This is a genomic window from Actinoplanes sp. HUAS TT8, assembly GCF_051380535.1.
GTDB lineage: Bacteria > Actinomycetota > Actinomycetes > Mycobacteriales > Micromonosporaceae > Actinoplanes.
The window spans coordinates 11216845-11232324 of record NZ_CP195646.1 but is presented as its reverse complement, the minus strand read 5'-3'; the positions used below and the strand labels follow the sequence as shown (position 1 = coordinate 11232324).

The following is a 15480-nucleotide window of genomic DNA, read 5'->3' as shown; positions in this document are numbered from 1 at the left end:
TGGTAGCGGACCTCTCAGGCGTCGATCGTCTCCTGGTCGATCCGGCCGGCAGCCTCGATCAACCAGTTCTTCCGGGGCTCGACCCGCTCACCCATCAGCAGCTCGAGGGTGGCCTCGGCGCGCTCGGCGTCGTCCAGCGTGATCCGCCGGACGGTCCGGGTGGCGGGGTTCATCGTGGTGTCCCACAGCTCGTCGGCGTCCATCTCGCCGAGACCCTTGAACCGGCTCACCGGGGCCAGCGACTTGCCCTCCCGCTGCAGCCGGCCGAGGGTGGCCTCCATCTCCTGCTGGGTGTAGGTGAAGAAGGTCTCCGAGTTGCGGCCCTTGGTGGTCAGCTTGTGCAGCGGGGGCATCGCGGCGTAGAGCCGGCCGTCCTCGATCACCGGGCGCATGTACTTGGCGAACAGGGTGATCAGCAGCGTACGGATGTGGGAGCCGTCGACGTCGGCGTCGGCCATCAGCATGACCCGGCCGTACCGCATCGAGCCGATGTCGAAGGTCCGGCCGGAGCCGGCGCCGAGCACCTGGACGATGGCCGAGCACTCCACGTTGTCCAGCACCTGCTGCATGCTGGCCTTCTGCACGTTGAGGATCTTGCCGCGGATCGGCAGGAGCGCCTGGTACTCCGACGAGCGGGCCATCCGGGCGGTGCCGAGCGCGCTGTCACCCTCGACGATGTAGAGCTCGCTGCGGGCGATCCCGGTGGTGCGGCAGTCGACCAGCTTGGGCGGCATCGACGCGCCCTCGAGAGCGGTCTTGCGGCGGGCTGCGTCCTTCTGCTGCTTCTGGGTGAGCCGGACGCGGGCCGCGTCGACGACCTTCTGCAGGACCGTGCGAGCCTCGGTCTTGGTGCGACGATCGTCGATCCAGGCTTTGACGTACGTCTCGACGAGGCTCTGGATCACCCGGGTGATGCCGGCCGTGGACAGCTCGTCCTTGGTCTGCGAGGTGAACTGCGGCTCCGGCACCCGTACGTGCAGAACCGCGGTCATGCCCTCCAGCAGATCGTCCAGGACGGGCGGCTCCTCCTTGGGTTTGAGCAGGCCGCGGGCGTTACGGATGGCCTCGGTCAGGGACCGGACCAGGGCCCGCTCGAAGCCCTTGCGGTGGGTGCCGCCGTGCACGTTGCGAATGGTGTTGGTGAAGCACTCGACCGTCCGCTCGTAGCCGGTGCCCCAGCGGAAGGCGATCTCCACCTGGGCCTCGCGGATCACGTTGGACTGCATGACGCCGTTGGCGTCGGCCGCGTTCTCCTTGTACGTCCCCTCGCCGGTGACCAGCAGGATCCCCGAGACCGGCTTGTCCGAGGCCGGGGTCATGAACTCCACCATGTCGGTGAGCCCGTTGGGGTAGTGGAACGTCTCGGTGGCCGGCTCCTCGGCGGTCGCGTCGAAGAGCGTGAACTGCACGCCGGCGACGAGGAACGCGGTGTTGCGCAGCTTGGTCCGCACCGCCTCGACGTCGAGCCGGGCGCCGGTCTCGAAGTACCGCGTGTCGTACCAGTACCGGGTCGAGGTGCCGGTGGGCTCGCCGCGCTTCATCCGGCGGGCGATCCGCAGGCCGGCCTGCGGGGTGAACGGCGCCGACGGCCCGGGGCCGTCGAACACGCCGGGCACGCCGCGCTGGAAGGAGATCTCGTGCACCTTGCCGTCCCGCTTGACGGTGACGTCGTAGCGCAGCGAGAGCGCGTTCACGGCCGAGGCGCCGACGCCGTGCAGGCCGCCGGACGCCTTGTAGCCCGAGCCGCCGAACTTGCCGCCGGCGTGCAGCCGGGTCAGCACCAGTTCGACGCCGCTCAGGCCGGACTTGGCGTGCACGTCGGTCGGGATGCCCCGGCCGTCGTCGTCGACCTGCACCGATCCGTCGCTGTGCAGGGTCACCGCGATGCGGGTGGCGTGGCCGCCGACACCCTCGTCGGTGCAGTTGTCGATGATCTCGTTGGCCAGGTGGTTGATGCCCCGGCTGTCGGTGGACCCGATGTACATGCCTGGGCGTTTCCGGACAGCGTCCAGCCCTTCCAGGTGCGTGAGGTCGTCAGCCCCGTACAAGGTCTCTGGCTGTGCGGTCACGAGTGTGGCTCTCCCGGTCGCCCATCAGTGGTCAGAACGGCGCGAGCCTACCCGGCCCCTCCGACACTTCTGCCCCAGGCGAGCCAGGTCATGGCCCGTCAGCCCGAAAATTCGGGTAAAAGGTTACAAAAAACAGCTAGCGAGCCCCGACCAGGCCAGCCGGACGCGCAGACTGGGAATGTAGCGCACGCCACAGGTCGAGCGGGTACGACTTGCCCGGCACCGACACCGGGGGCATCTCCTGATAGGCGATCAGCTCGTCGGTGACCTCCCGGGTCGCCGAGCAGACCACCACCGTGTCGTGCGGCGCGTAGGCCTGCAACCGGGACGCGGTCGCCACCACACTGCCGCTGATCATCCCGTAACCCCCGTCGAAGGTCATCAGCGGATCCACGATCACCTCGCCGGTGGCCAGGCCGACCCGGGTACGGACACGGTGCCTGCCGGCCAGGAGACGCCCCCTCAACGCCTCCTGGACCGACAGGCCCGCGCGCACGGCCGAGGCGGCTGCCTCCGGCTCGAAGCCGTCCTCGCCCGCGCCGAAGACCGCCATCACCGCGTCACCGACGTACTTCTCGACGATGCCGCCACACCCGCGGACCACCCCGGCGACCGCCGAGAAGTAGTCCCGCTGCAACGCCCGCACCTCCGCGCAGTCCAGCCGGTCCACCAGGGCGGTGAAGCCCACGATGTCGATGAACAGCACGGTCACGGTCTGGCGTCGCTCCTGAATGGTGTCGATCGTGATGGTGGTCATGTCTCACGCTCCCCCCAGAGCACTGCGTTGACCGGGAGAACGGTGCCAGCCGGGCCGTACGTGCGGATCCGCAGAACGACGTATCTCTGACAGCATCAACACTCGTCATTTTTGTGACGCAGAACAGTCCGAACCGACGACAACGTGGTACGTCCTTTCGCATTAGGCTGCCGGACATGGCCAGCCAGGGGGACGATGGGCCGCTTGTCGGGCGCACCGGCACGCTGGCCGACATTCAGTCGAACCTGCGCAACGTCGGTCCCGGTGGGACAGCCGCGGTGTTCCTGACCGGAGAGAGCGGGGTCGGCAAGAGCCGGCTGCTGCGGGAGACCGCCGACGCGTTGCGCGGGACGGGATTCGCCGTGCTCTTCGGCACCTGTCTGGACATCGGCGACGCCTCCCCGCTGCACCCGGTGCTGCAGGCGCTGCGCCGGCACGACAGCGCTTCGGCCACGCCCGCCGACGACGCCGGCGCCCTGCTCGACCGCGTCTCCCGGGACCTGCGCGCGATCGCCGGTGACCAGCGGCTGCTGCTCGTCCTGGACGATCTGCAGTGGGCCGACCGCAGCACCCGCCAGCTGCTGCTCTACCTGCTCGCCGGCCTGGGTGACGTGCGCGTGTCGGTGCTCGCGGCGATCCGGGCCGAGGCGCTGCACGGCACCCACCCGCTGCGCCGGGTGCTGGCCGAGCTGCGCCGCCTGCGGTCGGTGCGCGTGGTCGACCTGGCGCCGCTGAACCAGGAGCAGACCCGCGAGCTGGTCGGCGCGATCGTCGACGGCGACGTGGCCGGGGAGGACGCCGAGCGCGTCTACAAGCGCAGCGGCGGCAACCCGTTCGTGGTCGAGGAGCTGGCCCGGGATCTGCGCGACGGCCGGGTCGAGCTCTCGGACACGCTGCGGGAGATCTTCCTGGCCCGCATCGACGAGCTCCCGCCGAACGCGCACTCCGTGGTCAACGCGCTGGCCGCCGGCGTCGAGCCGGTCGAGCACGCGGTCCTGGCCCGGGTGGTCCGCCTGCCCGAGGACGAGCTGCTGGAGGCGATCCGCGCCGCCGTGGCCTACCGGTTCGTGGTCGGCGACGGCGAGGGTTACCGGTTGCGGCACCGCCTGGTCGCCGAGGTGCTGGAGCAGGAGGTGCTGCCGGCCGAGGCGATCGCCCTGCACCGGCGGTACGCGGAGGCCCTGGAGGCCTGCCCGGAGGAGGCCGACCACGCCCGGCTGGCCCACCACTGGCAGCGGGCCGGGCTGCCGGCCCGGGCGTTGCCGTCGGTGGTCGCCGCGGCCCGCTCGGCCGAGGGGATGTACGGCTTCGCCGAGGCCCACCGTCACTGGACGCTCGCCCTGCGGCTGACCGGCGAGGACTCCGCCGACCGGACCGAGTTGCTGGCGCACGCGGCCGAGTCGGCCCACCACTGCGGTGAGCATCTGCTCGCCCTGGCCCGTCTGGAGGAGCTGGCCGGCCGCAAGGACGCGCCCAGCGAGTGCGAGCTGCACCTGCGCCGCGCGCGGTACCTGGCCGCGGCCGGCCGGTCGGAGATCGCCGAGCAGGAGTACGAGCTGGCCCTGCGCTCCCCCGACTGCACGCCCCAGCTGCGCGCCACCGCCGCCGCCTTCCTGGCCGAGCTGCTCCTGCACCTGGGGCGGTATGCGGACGCCAACCAGCACGCGCGGGACGCTCTGGAGCTGGCCGCGATCAACGGTTCGACCGCCGACCTGGTCCGGGCCAGTGCCGCGCTGGGTTTCAGCGCCGCCTTCCGGGAGGATCCGGACGCCGGCCTGGCCGTCATCCGGCACGCCGTGGAGATCGCCGAGCGCTCCGGCCACCCGGACGACCTGGGCGTGGCCTACCTGCACCTGGCCGAGCTGCTCACCGGCCCGCTGAACAGCATCGAGGAGGGCGTGCTGGTGGCCCGCCGGGGCGCCGATCGGCTGGCCTCGCGCGGCGTCGGCCGTACGTATCAGACCCGGCTCCTGGCCATCGCCGGCAACGGCCTGTTCCGAATCGGTCAGTGGGCCGAGGCCGACTCGGTGCTGGAGCAGGCCATGCGGCACCGCCCGTCCGGCGCCGACGCGGTGGAGGTGCTGCTCGCCCGCAGCCGCCTCTGGGTCGGCTTCGGCGAGATCGACAACGCCCGCCGTGACCTGGACGCGGCGGCGACGCTGCTGGCCGGCGGCGGGGCGCGGCACGTGCTGCCGATGCTCACCCTGCGGTCGGGCCTGGCCATGTGGCAGAAGGAGCACGCCGACGGGCGGGCCGCGGTGCAGCGTGGCCTGACCGAGACCCGTTCGGACGACCTGGTCCTGCTCGGGGTGCTGGCCTGGCACGGCCTGCGGGTCGAGGCCGAGGCGCACGCCGACGGCGCCCCGGTCGACCCGGGCGCGCTGCGCCGGCTGCGGACCGTGGTCGGCCGGATCGAGGCCGGGGCGAACGCCGCGCCCGAGGTCCGGGCCGTGCTCGACGGCTATCTGGCGCTGTGCACGGCCGAGCTGAGCCGGGTCGAGGACCGGCAGGACCCGGAGCAGTGGGCCCGCGCCGCGGCGATCTGGGACCGGCGCGAGCAGCCCTACCCGGCGGCATATTCACGGCTGCGGCACGCCGAGGTCGCGCTCGGCCGCCGGGCCCGGCGCACCGCCGCGGTGACCGGGCTCCGCCAGGCGTACGCGACGGCGGTCGCGATGGGCGCCCGCCCGCTGGCCAACGAGATCAAGGGCGTCGCCCAGCGTTTCCGGGTCTCCCTGGCCGTGGACGCGGCCACCGTGCTGATGGCCGCGCCCGAGCCCGATCCCGGCGATGAGCTGGCCGTTCTCACCGGGCGCGAGCGCGAGGTGCTGGCCGCGGTCGCCGAGGGCCTGACCAACCGGGAGATCGGCGAGCTGCTGTTCATCAGTGAGCGGACGGTCGGCGTGCACCTCGGGCACATCTTCGACAAACTTCAGGTACGTACCCGCGTACAGGCCAGTCGGGTTTATCTGACAGCGGCGTGACCAGGAGATCGTTATCTCGCCGTGACATACGTACGCGGAATACGTAGTTCTACCGATCCCCTCGCGCGACCGCGGTGAAAGGCTGTGGGCACGGGGGAGCACCGCCCGGTGGTCATCTGCCGCCGGGCGGTGCTGGGGGCCCTCCGCACATCAGCAAGTCCGTGGAGGATCCGATGACCCAGCCGATCTGGGGACCAGTGCAATCCGAGATGTCCGCGATCCTGCAGGAGCACCCGGACGACGTGCCCGCCGTCGTCGCCCAGCTCAGTCAGCTGCAGGACGTTCTCTGCCAGGTACCCCCGCTGTTGAACGGCAACCCGCTCGCCGATTTCAACAAGCTGTACCTGACCATCACCGAGAACGTGCTGGACCGGCTCTATGCGGGCAAGTTCAAGGACCCGGCGTTCCTGTCCCGGCTGGACGTAGAGTTCGCCGCGCGGTATTTCGACGCCCTGCGCTACTGGACCGAGGGCAGCCCGGCCTGTCCCGGCGTCTGGGCCGGCCTGTTCCACCGCATTCCCGGGCCGGATCCGCGCCCGCTGCCGTCCGCGGTCGCCGGCGTCAACGCGCACATCAACTTCGATCTGCCGTTCGCGCTGGTCACCACGTTCGACCACCTGGGCTCGGACCCGATCGACGGCAGCGACCAGCACCACGACTACCTGCAGGTCAACGACATCTTCGCCGAGGAGATCCCCGGCCTGCGCCGGGGCTACCTGGACCGCTGGCAGCTGCTCATCGACACGATGAACGGCGACCTGGACGACTGGTGGCAGGGCGAGATGGTGGAGTACACGCGGAATGTCGCCTGGCGCAACGCCCAGAAGATCTGGGCGATCCGGCACGACCTGATCGCGCTCGACTCGGAGCGCCGCCGGCTCGACCGGACCGCCACCGGCCTGGGGAAACTGCTGCTGTCGCCGTTCGCCGACTTCCTGCAGTGACTACTTCGACTACTTCTTGACGACGATCAGCCGGGCCGCGGTCGCGTCGCCGTTCTTTACACCACCGACGCCGACCTCGGCGCCGGTGGTGAGCGCGGTGCGGTCGACCGCCTTGCGCTGCTGCACGATCCGCAGCGGGTCACCGTAACTCCAGGTGAGCTTGAAGCCGTCGGTCGACTCGATCGTCAGGCTCTTGTCGTCCACCGCGGTGATCTTCCCGCGCTGCACCACGATGACCTTCGTACCGTCCTTGACCTGCACCGTGATCTCACCGTGAAGCGCGTTCCTCCGCAGCACCTTGCGGACCACCCGGGGGCGGACGCCGTCCGGCGTCGTCGCGCTGGGTGACTCGTCGGTGGTGAATCCCACGGTCTGCAGGGCGACGGCTTCGGAGGCGACGTCCCCCAGGGCCGGGGATTCCGGCGCGGCTGCGCCGCATCCGGCCAGGGCGAGGGTCAAGGTCGCGGCGGCGATGAGGGCTTTCCCGCTTCGATTCATGGGTACGAGGGTGAGCCCGGCCCGATCGGCGAACGTCAGCCGATTGTTCGAGTTCGGTAAGGAAGCTCGACGCTGAACATCGCCCCGCCCTCTGGGGCGTGCCCGGCCTCGATCCGGCCGCCCAGCCGTCCGACCAGGCGCGCCGCCAGCGCCAGCCCGAGCCCGCTGCCGACCTTGCGGATGCCCCGGTAACGACGGTTCAGCGCGCCCCGCTCGAACGCCACGGCCAGATCGTCGTCGGTGAAACCCGGCCCGCCGTCACGGACCTCGACCACCCCGCCCGACTCCCCGGCCCGCACGGCCAGGACCAGCGGCGCACCGGCCGGGACGACGCGCAGCGCGTTCTCGCACAACCCGTCGAGCACCTGCCGGATCCGGCCCGGGTCGGTCTCCACCGTGACCGGGGCGTCCGGCAACTCCACGGTCAGGTTCGGGCCGTCCGGAGCGCAGCGCGCCGACCAGGCGACACAGGCGTCCCGGACCAACGCGGTCAGGTCGACCGTGACCACGTCCAGCGGCAGGTCGGCGGCCTCCAGGCGGGACAGGACGAGCAGATCCGAGATGAGCCGGTCGAGGCGGTCGGCCTCGGCCAGCATGGTCGCCCCGGCCTGCTCCGCGCCGTCCGCGCCGACCACACCGTCGGCCAGCGCTTCGGCGTAGCCACGGATCGTGGCCAACGGCGTACGCAATTCGTGGGAAACCGACAGGAGGAAGTCGCGCTCCCGGCCCTCACTCGTCTGCAACGCCGCGGCCAGCTGATTCACCGACTCGGCGAGACGGACCGCCTCGGCCGGACCACGACGGGCGATCCGCACCGAACGATCACCGGCGGCCAGTCGCCCGGCCGCCGCGGCGGCCAGCTCGATCGGCTTGGTCACGAACCGGGCCAGCAACGCGCCGGCCAGGATCCCGCCGAGCAGACCGGCCAGCAACGCCCACCAGACACTGCCGACCACCCGCAGGCCCAGGCCGGACGCGGCCGGACGGGTCAGCACCACGCCGGCGTCGACCCCCGGCAGCGGACGACCGGCGATGAACGAGGCCCGGCCGCCGACCCGCCCCCGCACGTCGACCAGACCACCCCCGGTCACCTGGGCGATCACCTTCGGCGGCAGGCCCTGGTGATCGGGGACGCCGCGGCGGATCAGATAGATCTCGATCTGGTCGGCGCGCAGCCGCTGGGCGATCTTCTCCCGGGCCGCCGGGCGCTCGTCGGTCAGCAGCTCCACGGTGATCGCCGACTTCTCCACCAGCTCGGCGCGGACCTGCGTGTTCACCGAACGGACGGCGACCGGGATGGCGACCAGCGCGGTGACGATCACCGAGACGACCGCGGTGGCGGCCGTGACCAGCACGGCGCGACCGGTCAGGGTGCGGAAGAAGTCACGCATCGGCGGTGTACCCGACGCCGCGGACCGTGCGGATCAGGCCGGCCGCGTCACCCAGCTTCGCGCGGACCTGGGCGACATGCACATCGACGGTACGGGTCCCGGCGTGCGACGCGTAGCCCCAGACCGCGGCGAGCAGCTCCTCCCGGGTGAAGACCCGGCCGGGGCGTCCGAGCAGGTGCGCCAGCAGGTCGAACTCGGTCGCGGTGAGAATCAGCGGCTGGTCCCGGACGGAGGCCGCGCGGCGGCTCTGGTCGAGGGTGAGAGGGCCCAGCGTCCGTACGCGATCGGTCTCGGGCGGACCCGCGGCCCGGCGCAGCAGGGCCTTGACCCGGGTGACCAGCTCACGCGGACTGAACGGTTTCGTCACGTAGTCGTCGCCGCCCAGCTCCAGGCCGAGGATGCGGTCGACCTCGTCGTCCCGGGCGGTCAGGAAGATCACCGGGGTCCAGTCGCCGTCGGCCCGCATCCGGCGGCAGATCTCCGTGCCGTCCAGACCGGGCAGGGCGATGTCCAGGATGCAGGCGACCGGGCGCATCCGCCGCGCCGCGCTCAGGCCGGCCGCGCCGTCGTGCTCGACGTGCACGCCGAAGCCCTCCCGGGTCAGATAGAGCCGGACCAGGTCGGCGATCGGCCGCTCGTCCTCGACGACCAGCACGAGCCCCTTCGACGCGTCAGTCACGGCACACATCATGCCGCCGGCCGGCGGGCTCGAATGTTCGGGCAACGTAAGGGATGTCGCCGGGTCGGGTGAACCCCTGATCGAGCGACTTGATCACTCTCGGTCGGTGCGGGTAACGCTCACCAGCCTGGGTGCGCTCCCAGGTCGCCCGGCTGGTATCGGAAAGCGCTCTCCTGACGTGCTATAAAGGCGCAGGTCCAGCAGCGGGCCGCGCCGTGGATTCCACCCGGTTCGCTGCGGCGTGCCCGGAATGCCCGGCCCCCGAGCCGGGCGAGGCGTCGCACACGGGGGGATGCCTCGCCCACCAAGCCCCACCACGGCCGCCCGCCCCGCGGGCGGCCCCCTCCCCCACCGCCCGACTCCCCGGCCGCGCGGCGTGGGCTTCTCCCGATCGCAGGACCCCCCACACACCCTCCATCACCAGCCGAGACACCTCAGCCGGCTTTCTGGAGTGCCTCGCCCTTGTCGACACACCCTTCACGCCCAGCTGGCGGCCGGGGCCGGCGCGCGGGAGGCCGGCTGGCACTCACGGTCGTCAAGCGAGCGCGAAACAGCCGCCAGCACCAGCCGAGACCAACCAGCTGGCACTCACGGTCACCAAACACGCGCGAAACAGCCGCCAGCACCAGCCCAGACCAAGCAGCTGGTGCTCACGGTCGTCAAACGCGCGCGCAGCAGCCGTCAGCACCAGCTGGGGGCGGGCGGCTGGTGGTCACGGTCGTCAAACGGGCACGCAGCAGCCGTCAGCACCAGCTAGGGGTGGGGCGAAGGGCTGGGCGGGCGGCTCGGGGGCCGTACGGGAAGCGGAATTTGAAATTGAATTCGGGGGTTTAGCGGGGGCCGGCCAGGAGGGCTTCGAGCATGGTTTTGTAGGCCGTCGTGGTGACGATCGGGATGCCGTATTGGCGGGCCAGCTTGGCGACGCCGGACAGCGAGTCGGGGTCGGCGGCGACGAGCAGCCGGGTCTGCTTGGTGACCTTGCGGGCCGTGCGCAGGCCGTGGGTCAGCGCATCGACCTCGAGGTGTTCGCGCGGCGGGTTCAGCGGGCCGGTGAAGACGATCTGGTCGCCGGGGGTGAGCTGCCACTGCGCGGGCTGGGCGGACGGCCCGGCCAGGGCGCGGTCGACGTCGGCGCTGGTCAGGCCCAGGAGTTCGGCGACGCCGTCGAGGTCGAGGCGTTCGGCCGGGGTGAGGATCTGGTCGGCCAGGGCGACCGCGGCCAGGCCGGACAGGTAGCGGTGGTGCAGGAGTTCGGCGTCGGCGCGCGACAGTCCGAGCTTGCCGGCGATGGTGACCAGCTGATCGGCTTCGCTGGCCGAGATGTGCCGGTCCAGCATGACGCCGTCGAGCAGCGCCAGGTACGCGTCGGCCTTCGGGTTCAGCTGGCGGGGCAGGCGGTCCACCAGGCGGGTCAGGAAGTGCGGCTCGCGTTCCTCGGGGCGGCGGCGCGGCACCGGGGCGACGGCGGTCACCGGCAGCGCCGGCCATTTGGCGTGCTGGGCCTCGTCGAGCAGGGCGGCCCAGGGCGGTGGATCGCCGGCGCGCTCCAGGTAGTAGGCGAGCAGTTCGGCCGCGGCCCGGGCGCCGTGCAACGCCGAGTACTCACGGTGCGGGCCCAGGCCGGCGGCCGAGCGGCACGCCTTCAGGCTGCGCGACGCGGTCGGCAGGAAATGCCCGGCCAGGCGCATGGTGCACAAACCGAGGTCGTCGTCGACCGGCACCGAGACGCCCACCTTGCCGAACTCGGCGGTCAGGAAGCCGGCGTCGAACAGCAGATTGTGCGCCACCAGAAGATGCCCGGACAGGCGCTCGGCGACCTGACCGGCCAGCTCGGCGAAGACCGGCGCGCGGCGGGCCTCGGCCCCGGTGATGCCGTGCAGCTCCTGCGGGCCCAGGTCACGGTCCGGGTTGACCAGCGTGCACCACTCGTCCAGCACGCGGCCGGACTCGTCCAGGCGCACGATCGCGATCTCCACGATCCGGTCGTGCCAGCTGGTCTTGGTGCCGGTGGTCTGCAGGTCGACAACGGCGTACATGAAAAAGAAAACTAGGCGACGGGCTGCTTGCCGCGCCAGCGGGTCCGGATCAGACGGTGCACCGGCCCGCTGAGGAACATCAGGAACAACGCCCAGAAGTTGACCCGCGGGAACACCGTGCCGATCACCAGGGCGAGCAGCAGTGCCACGACGACCGCCAGATTGCTGATCACCTCGTCCCGCGGGAGCGGCGTGCGCCCGGCACACAGCTCCGGATGGCGGTAGACGTAGATCGACAGGACGGCCAGGGAACCGCTGGCCAGCACAAGGTTTCCGCAGTACAGCGCCACGGTGCCGCTGGACGTGTCGAAGTGGGTGATCAGCGCGGTCTGGATCGGCAGCATCACGATCGCCAGCGTCCACAACCCGCTCCAGTAGACGATCGTCGGCCGCAGCCGCGAGACGTGCCCGAACACACGGTGGTGCCCCCACCAGAATCGGAAGATCACGGCGAATCCCAGCAGGAACGCGGCCAGCCCGGGCAGGTTCTCGTGGATCAGCTCGGGCAGCGTCACGTCCGGCTCGATGTCCGCCAGCGTTTCCAGCAGCGGCAGGATGAGCAGGGTGATCGCGATCGCGGCCACCGCGTCCGTGAACAGCACGAGGCGTTCCGGGGAAGTGGCCGGTTCTTCCGGTTCGGTCATGCGCGACATTATCAAGTTTCCCGATGCACGATTGTCGGTATGAGCTCCGGCGAGTACACCCGTGACCAGCGTTACATCGCCACGCGCATCACCGCGGACGGCCGCGACGGCTACCCGGTCGAACCCGGTCGCTATCGCCTGGTCGTGAGCCGGGCCTGCCCCTGGGCCAACCGGGCGATCATCGTGCGCCGGCTGCTCGGCCTCGAGGACGTGCTGTCGATGGGCGTCGCCGGGCCGACCCACGACGAGCGGAGCTGGACCTTCGACCTCGACCCGGGCGGGCGCGACCCCGTCCTCGGCATCGAGCGTTTGCAGGAGGCATTCTTCAAACGATTTCCGACGTACGAGAAGGGAATCACCGTGCCCGCGATCGTGGACGTGTCCAGCGGGGCGGTGGTGACCAACGATTTCGCGCAGATCACCATCGATCTGTCGCTGGAATGGGCCGCCTTCCATCGTCCGGGCGCCCCGCAGCTGTACCCGGAGTCGCTGCGCGCGGAGATCGACGAGGTCAACGAGGTCGTCTTCAAGGACGTCAACAACGGCGTCTACCGCGCCGGATTCGCGTCGTCGCAGGACGCCTACGAGAAGGCCTATCAACGCCTGTTCGACCGCCTGGACTGGCTGTCGGCCCGATTGGCCGACCGGCGCTATCTCGTCGGTGATTCCATAACCGAGGCCGACGTACGTCTTTTCACCACTCTGGCCCGCTTCGACGCGGTGTATCACGGGCACTTCAAATGCAACCGGTCCAAGCTGAGCGAGATGCCGGTGCTCTGGGCCTACGCCCGCGACCTGTTCCAGACGCCGGGGTTCGGGGACACCATCGACTTCGGTCAGATCAAGGAGCACTACTACGTGGTCCACCGCACGATCAACCCGACCGGCATCGTCCCGGTCGGCCCGGACCCGACCGGCTGGCTCACGCCCCACGGCCGCGAGTCCCTGGGCGGCCACCCCTTCGGCGACGGCACTCCCCCGGAGTAGCCGCCACCGTCAAACGCCGCGTATCCGATTCACCAGCGGCCAGATGCCCGAACTGGGATTGGCGCCCGCCGGCGACCCGTCACCCGCGTGCTTCTCGTCCAGACGCACAGCACGCCGGACGGCGTCCTCGTGGCGGGCCGCCATGAGCTCCAACGCCGTTTCCGAAAGCGTCTTTCCGCACTTCAGATGCCCCTGCGCGAGACTTTGCGCGGCGTGCCGATCCAGATAGGCCGATCGGTCGGTGAAGTGCAGCAGAAACCACAGTTCCAGACAGGGATTCGAGATCGCCAGTCGAATGCCGTGCTGACCGGCCAGCGTCTTCGCTGTCTCCAGATGAGGGTGCTCGTCGACGTCGAAGACGCACCAGACCTCGTCGTACCCTTTTCCCTTTCCTCGCTTGGCCTCGCGAGTGCTGCGTTGGACGGCGGTGACCGCGTGCTCGACGAGGGAGAGTGGGGTGCGGCGGAACGGATCGATCCGCACCAGCACACGATGACGATGGAGTCGGGCCCAATACGTCAGATACCGCTCCTCGGTCTCCAGCCCCTCGACGAAGACCAGGATCTCAGGTCGTTGCGCCGCCGACGTCACCCGACGAGACGGCGCACCTCCGCGGCTCATTCGTCGACCGAGTTGCCCACAGCCGCGACGAACTGGCCGTGGGACAGGATCGGAACAGCTCCATAACGGCCGGCCAGGTATCGTTTGCCGATCGCCTCGTCTTTCCGGGGCGCCAGGTCCGACAGCGGGTAGAGGCGCGAGGCGCCCTCGGACTTCTCGGTGAACCAGATCTGGTCACGGCCGAGCACCGATTCGGCGCCGGCGTCGCCGAGCAGCGCGGCGTCATGGGAGTTGAAGATGAGCTGGGCTCGGCGTGGGTTGCTCCGCTGATCATGAAACAAACGGACCAGTTGGGCGACCAGCGCGGGGTGCAGGCTGGAGTCCAACTCGTCGGCCAGAAGTACCGCGCCAGTGGACAGCGCGGTGATGACCGGCCCGACCAGCCCGAACCACACCATGGTGCCGAGCGACTCGTCGTTCACATCCAGCTCGGCCTCGGTATCGGCGCCGCTGTGCGTCATCGCGAGGCCGAATGAGGAGATGTCCGTATCCGGCGGGCTGCCCGGCTCCTCTTCCCGGCCGAGGATGATGTGCAGGGCACGCTGCATCCGTTCCTTGGTCGCCGGGTCCGGCTCGACCCGCCGCACGCCGGTGATCCCCAGGTCAGCGGCCCGGAGCAGGTCGAGCACGCGCTCACGCGTCGACGCATCCTCCATCAGCTGTGTGGTGAGCGACTGACGGAACAGACGGCTGCCGGCCTCAGCCAGCAACAGATTCCGCTCGAACCACGCGTAAAGCGGCAGCAGCGTGCCATGGTTCGCCGCGGCCGCGGTGGAGAGGAACAGTGCGTTGGGTCGGAGCAGTTCGAGGACGGCACGTCCCTTCGCACGCTCGACGGCTCCCAGCTCGACATCGTCCAGCCGCCGGTGGAAGAGCATTGCAGGACGACCGTGCGGCGAGCGATAGGCCCATTCCTCGATGATCCGAGAATCGTCGAGCACGAACCCGTACTCATGGCGGACCCCGTGCAGGACGAGATCGATCTCGAACCGGGTGGGCGACGCGCGGTGGGCCGAGTCCAACAGGTAGGGGCGCCGGGCGATGCCACCGGTCGGATTGCCGGACCGGAACGAATGCAGCACATGTGCCCGCATGTCGTTCATCGCCCGCAGGACGTTGCTCTTGCCCGACGCGTTCGTCCCGAAGATGCCGGCTGCGGGCAGGACCCCGATCGCTTGGCCGCCCTGTCGCCACGCCACCTGGCGCACGTCTTCTTTTTTCGCCAGAGCCGTGGCGAGCAGGCTCAGCTCGAACCGATCGGGGAAGGAGCGGACGTTCTCAGCACGGAACGCTAACAGCACCGACGCGCCAGAACTCACCAAACCCTCTGTCACAATCGAATTTTTGCAGCATCGCCACAAATTTGCCAGTCAAATAGGTCTCAGATACCTCTTAGAAGTGCCCTCAAAAGGTCGTCGAGTTGGGACTGCTGGGTTGGGGAGAGGTGGGCCAGCAGGCGTTGCTGTTCGGCCAGGCCGGCCGTCACCGCCTGGTCGGCGACGGTGCGGCCCTGGTCGGTGAGGTGGACCAGGATCGCGCGGCGGTCGGACGGGTCGGGTGAACGGGCGACCAGGCCGGCTTTCTCCAGGCGGTCGAGGCGGGCGGTGGTGCCGCCGGTGCTGAGCATCATCGACGCGGCCAGGGCGCCCGGCGAGAGTTGGTAGGGCGGGCCGGACCGGCGCAGGGTGGCGAGGACGTCGAATTCGGGGCGGCCGATGCCGTACGTCGCGTAGGCCCGCTCCTGGGTGTCGCCGGCGATCCGGGCGATGCGCTGGATGCGGCCGAAGACGCCCATCGCGGTGGTCTGCAGGTCGGGGCGCTCGGTGGCCCACTGGGCCAGGATCCGGTCGACGCCGTCACGTTCGATCAT

The 15480-nt window shown here is 70.3% G+C and carries 13 protein-coding genes; 3 read left to right on the top strand and 10 right to left on the bottom strand.

Annotated elements, in window-relative coordinates; translation table 11 throughout:
- Positions 1-14: 14 nt before the first annotated feature.
- Together ACSHV8_RS50115 and ACSHV8_RS50110 are read right to left on the bottom strand one after the other, a co-directional pair.
- On the bottom strand, positions 15-2069 hold the full coding sequence (locus ACSHV8_RS50115; protein WP_436527552.1) for a DNA gyrase/topoisomerase IV subunit B: 2055 nt from the start codon (positions 2067-2069) through the stop codon (positions 15-17).
- A gap of 136 nt (positions 2070-2205) precedes the next feature.
- Entirely contained in the window at positions 2206-2826 is a 621-nt protein-coding gene (locus ACSHV8_RS50110; RefSeq protein WP_436527551.1) for an adenylate/guanylate cyclase domain-containing protein, read from the bottom strand.
- Between the two features lie 176 nt (positions 2827-3002).
- On the opposite strand from ACSHV8_RS50110, the gene ACSHV8_RS50105 reads away from it, so the two are divergent.
- Complete coding sequence (locus ACSHV8_RS50105; protein ID WP_436527550.1) at positions 3003-5810, top strand: helix-turn-helix transcriptional regulator; 2808 nt, start codon at positions 3003-3005, stop codon at positions 5808-5810.
- Between the two features lie 173 nt (positions 5811-5983).
- Entirely contained in the window at positions 5984-6754 is a 771-nt protein-coding gene (locus ACSHV8_RS50100) for a DUF5995 family protein (RefSeq protein ID WP_436527549.1), read from the top strand.
- Between the two features lie 9 nt (positions 6755-6763).
- On the opposite strand, the gene ACSHV8_RS50095 is transcribed toward ACSHV8_RS50100, so the two are convergent.
- The 5 genes from ACSHV8_RS50095 to ACSHV8_RS50075 form a co-directional block, all read right to left on the bottom strand.
- The gene (locus ACSHV8_RS50095; protein ID WP_436527548.1) at positions 6764-7252 is read right to left on the bottom strand and encodes a hypothetical protein; all 489 of its coding nucleotides are present in this window, start codon (positions 7250-7252) and stop codon (positions 6764-6766) included.
- A 35-nt stretch (positions 7253-7287) separates the two neighbouring features.
- A complete protein-coding gene (locus ACSHV8_RS50090; protein ID WP_436527547.1) occupies positions 7288-8643 on the bottom strand; it encodes a sensor histidine kinase in 1356 nt (451 codons plus the stop codon).
- The gene (locus ACSHV8_RS50085; RefSeq protein WP_436527546.1) at positions 8636-9331 is read right to left on the bottom strand and encodes a response regulator transcription factor; all 696 of its coding nucleotides are present in this window, start codon (positions 9329-9331) and stop codon (positions 8636-8638) included. The genes ACSHV8_RS50090 and ACSHV8_RS50085 overlap by 8 nt, the downstream gene beginning before the upstream one ends.
- 821 nt (positions 9332-10152) lie before the next feature.
- Entirely contained in the window at positions 10153-11358 is a 1206-nt protein-coding gene (locus tag ACSHV8_RS50080) for an exonuclease domain-containing protein (RefSeq protein ID WP_436527545.1), read from the bottom strand.
- 11 nt (positions 11359-11369) lie between these two features.
- Positions 11370-12002: a TMEM175 family protein gene (locus tag ACSHV8_RS50075; protein ID WP_436527544.1), complete on the bottom strand. Its 633-nt coding sequence runs from the start codon at positions 12000-12002 to the stop codon at positions 11370-11372.
- Positions 12003-12041: 39 nt separating this feature from the next.
- Between ACSHV8_RS50075 and ACSHV8_RS50070 the strand changes: the two genes are divergently transcribed.
- A complete protein-coding gene (locus tag ACSHV8_RS50070; protein ID WP_436527543.1) occupies positions 12042-12989 on the top strand; it encodes a glutathione S-transferase family protein in 948 nt (315 codons plus the stop codon).
- A 9-nt stretch (positions 12990-12998) separates the two neighbouring features.
- Here the strand turns inward: ACSHV8_RS50070 and ACSHV8_RS50065 are convergent, their stop codons facing one another.
- The 3 genes from ACSHV8_RS50065 to ACSHV8_RS50055 form a co-directional block, all read right to left on the bottom strand.
- Complete coding sequence (locus ACSHV8_RS50065; protein ID WP_436527542.1) at positions 12999-13580, bottom strand: RloB family protein; 582 nt, start codon at positions 13578-13580, stop codon at positions 12999-13001.
- A gap of 26 nt (positions 13581-13606) precedes the next feature.
- Positions 13607-14929 (bottom strand): AAA family ATPase, encoded by a 1323-nt coding sequence (locus ACSHV8_RS50060; protein WP_436527541.1) that lies wholly within the window; start codon positions 14927-14929, stop codon positions 13607-13609.
- Positions 14930-14991: 62 nt separating this feature from the next.
- Positions 14992-15480, bottom strand: coding sequence for a MarR family winged helix-turn-helix transcriptional regulator (locus tag ACSHV8_RS50055; RefSeq protein ID WP_436527540.1), 489 nt, complete (start codon positions 15478-15480; stop codon positions 14992-14994).

Coding starts and splice junctions, on each gene's coding strand:
- ACSHV8_RS50110 (WP_436527551.1), bottom strand. CDS start 2,826: ATGACCACCATCACGATCGACACCATTCAGGAGCGACGCCAGACCGTG.
- ACSHV8_RS50105 (WP_436527550.1), top strand. CDS start 3,003: ATGGCCAGCCAGGGGGACGATGGGCCGCTTGTCGGGCGCACCGGCACG.
- ACSHV8_RS50100 (WP_436527549.1), top strand. CDS start 5,984: ATGACCCAGCCGATCTGGGGACCAGTGCAATCCGAGATGTCCGCGATC.
- ACSHV8_RS50095 (WP_436527548.1), bottom strand. CDS start 7,252: ATGAATCGAAGCGGGAAAGCCCTCATCGCCGCCGCGACCTTGACCCTC.
- ACSHV8_RS50090 (WP_436527547.1), bottom strand. CDS start 8,643: ATGCGTGACTTCTTCCGCACCCTGACCGGTCGCGCCGTGCTGGTCACG.
- ACSHV8_RS50085 (WP_436527546.1), bottom strand. CDS start 9,331: ATGTGTGCCGTGACTGACGCGTCGAAGGGGCTCGTGCTGGTCGTCGAG.
- ACSHV8_RS50080 (WP_436527545.1), bottom strand. CDS start 11,358: ATGTACGCCGTTGTCGACCTGCAGACCACCGGCACCAAGACCAGCTGG.
- ACSHV8_RS50075 (WP_436527544.1), bottom strand. CDS start 12,002: ATGACCGAACCGGAAGAACCGGCCACTTCCCCGGAACGCCTCGTGCTG.
- ACSHV8_RS50070 (WP_436527543.1), top strand. CDS start 12,042: ATGAGCTCCGGCGAGTACACCCGTGACCAGCGTTACATCGCCACGCGC.
- ACSHV8_RS50055 (WP_436527540.1), bottom strand. CDS start 15,480: ATGATCGAACGTGACGGCGTCGACCGGATCCTGGCCCAGTGGGCCACC.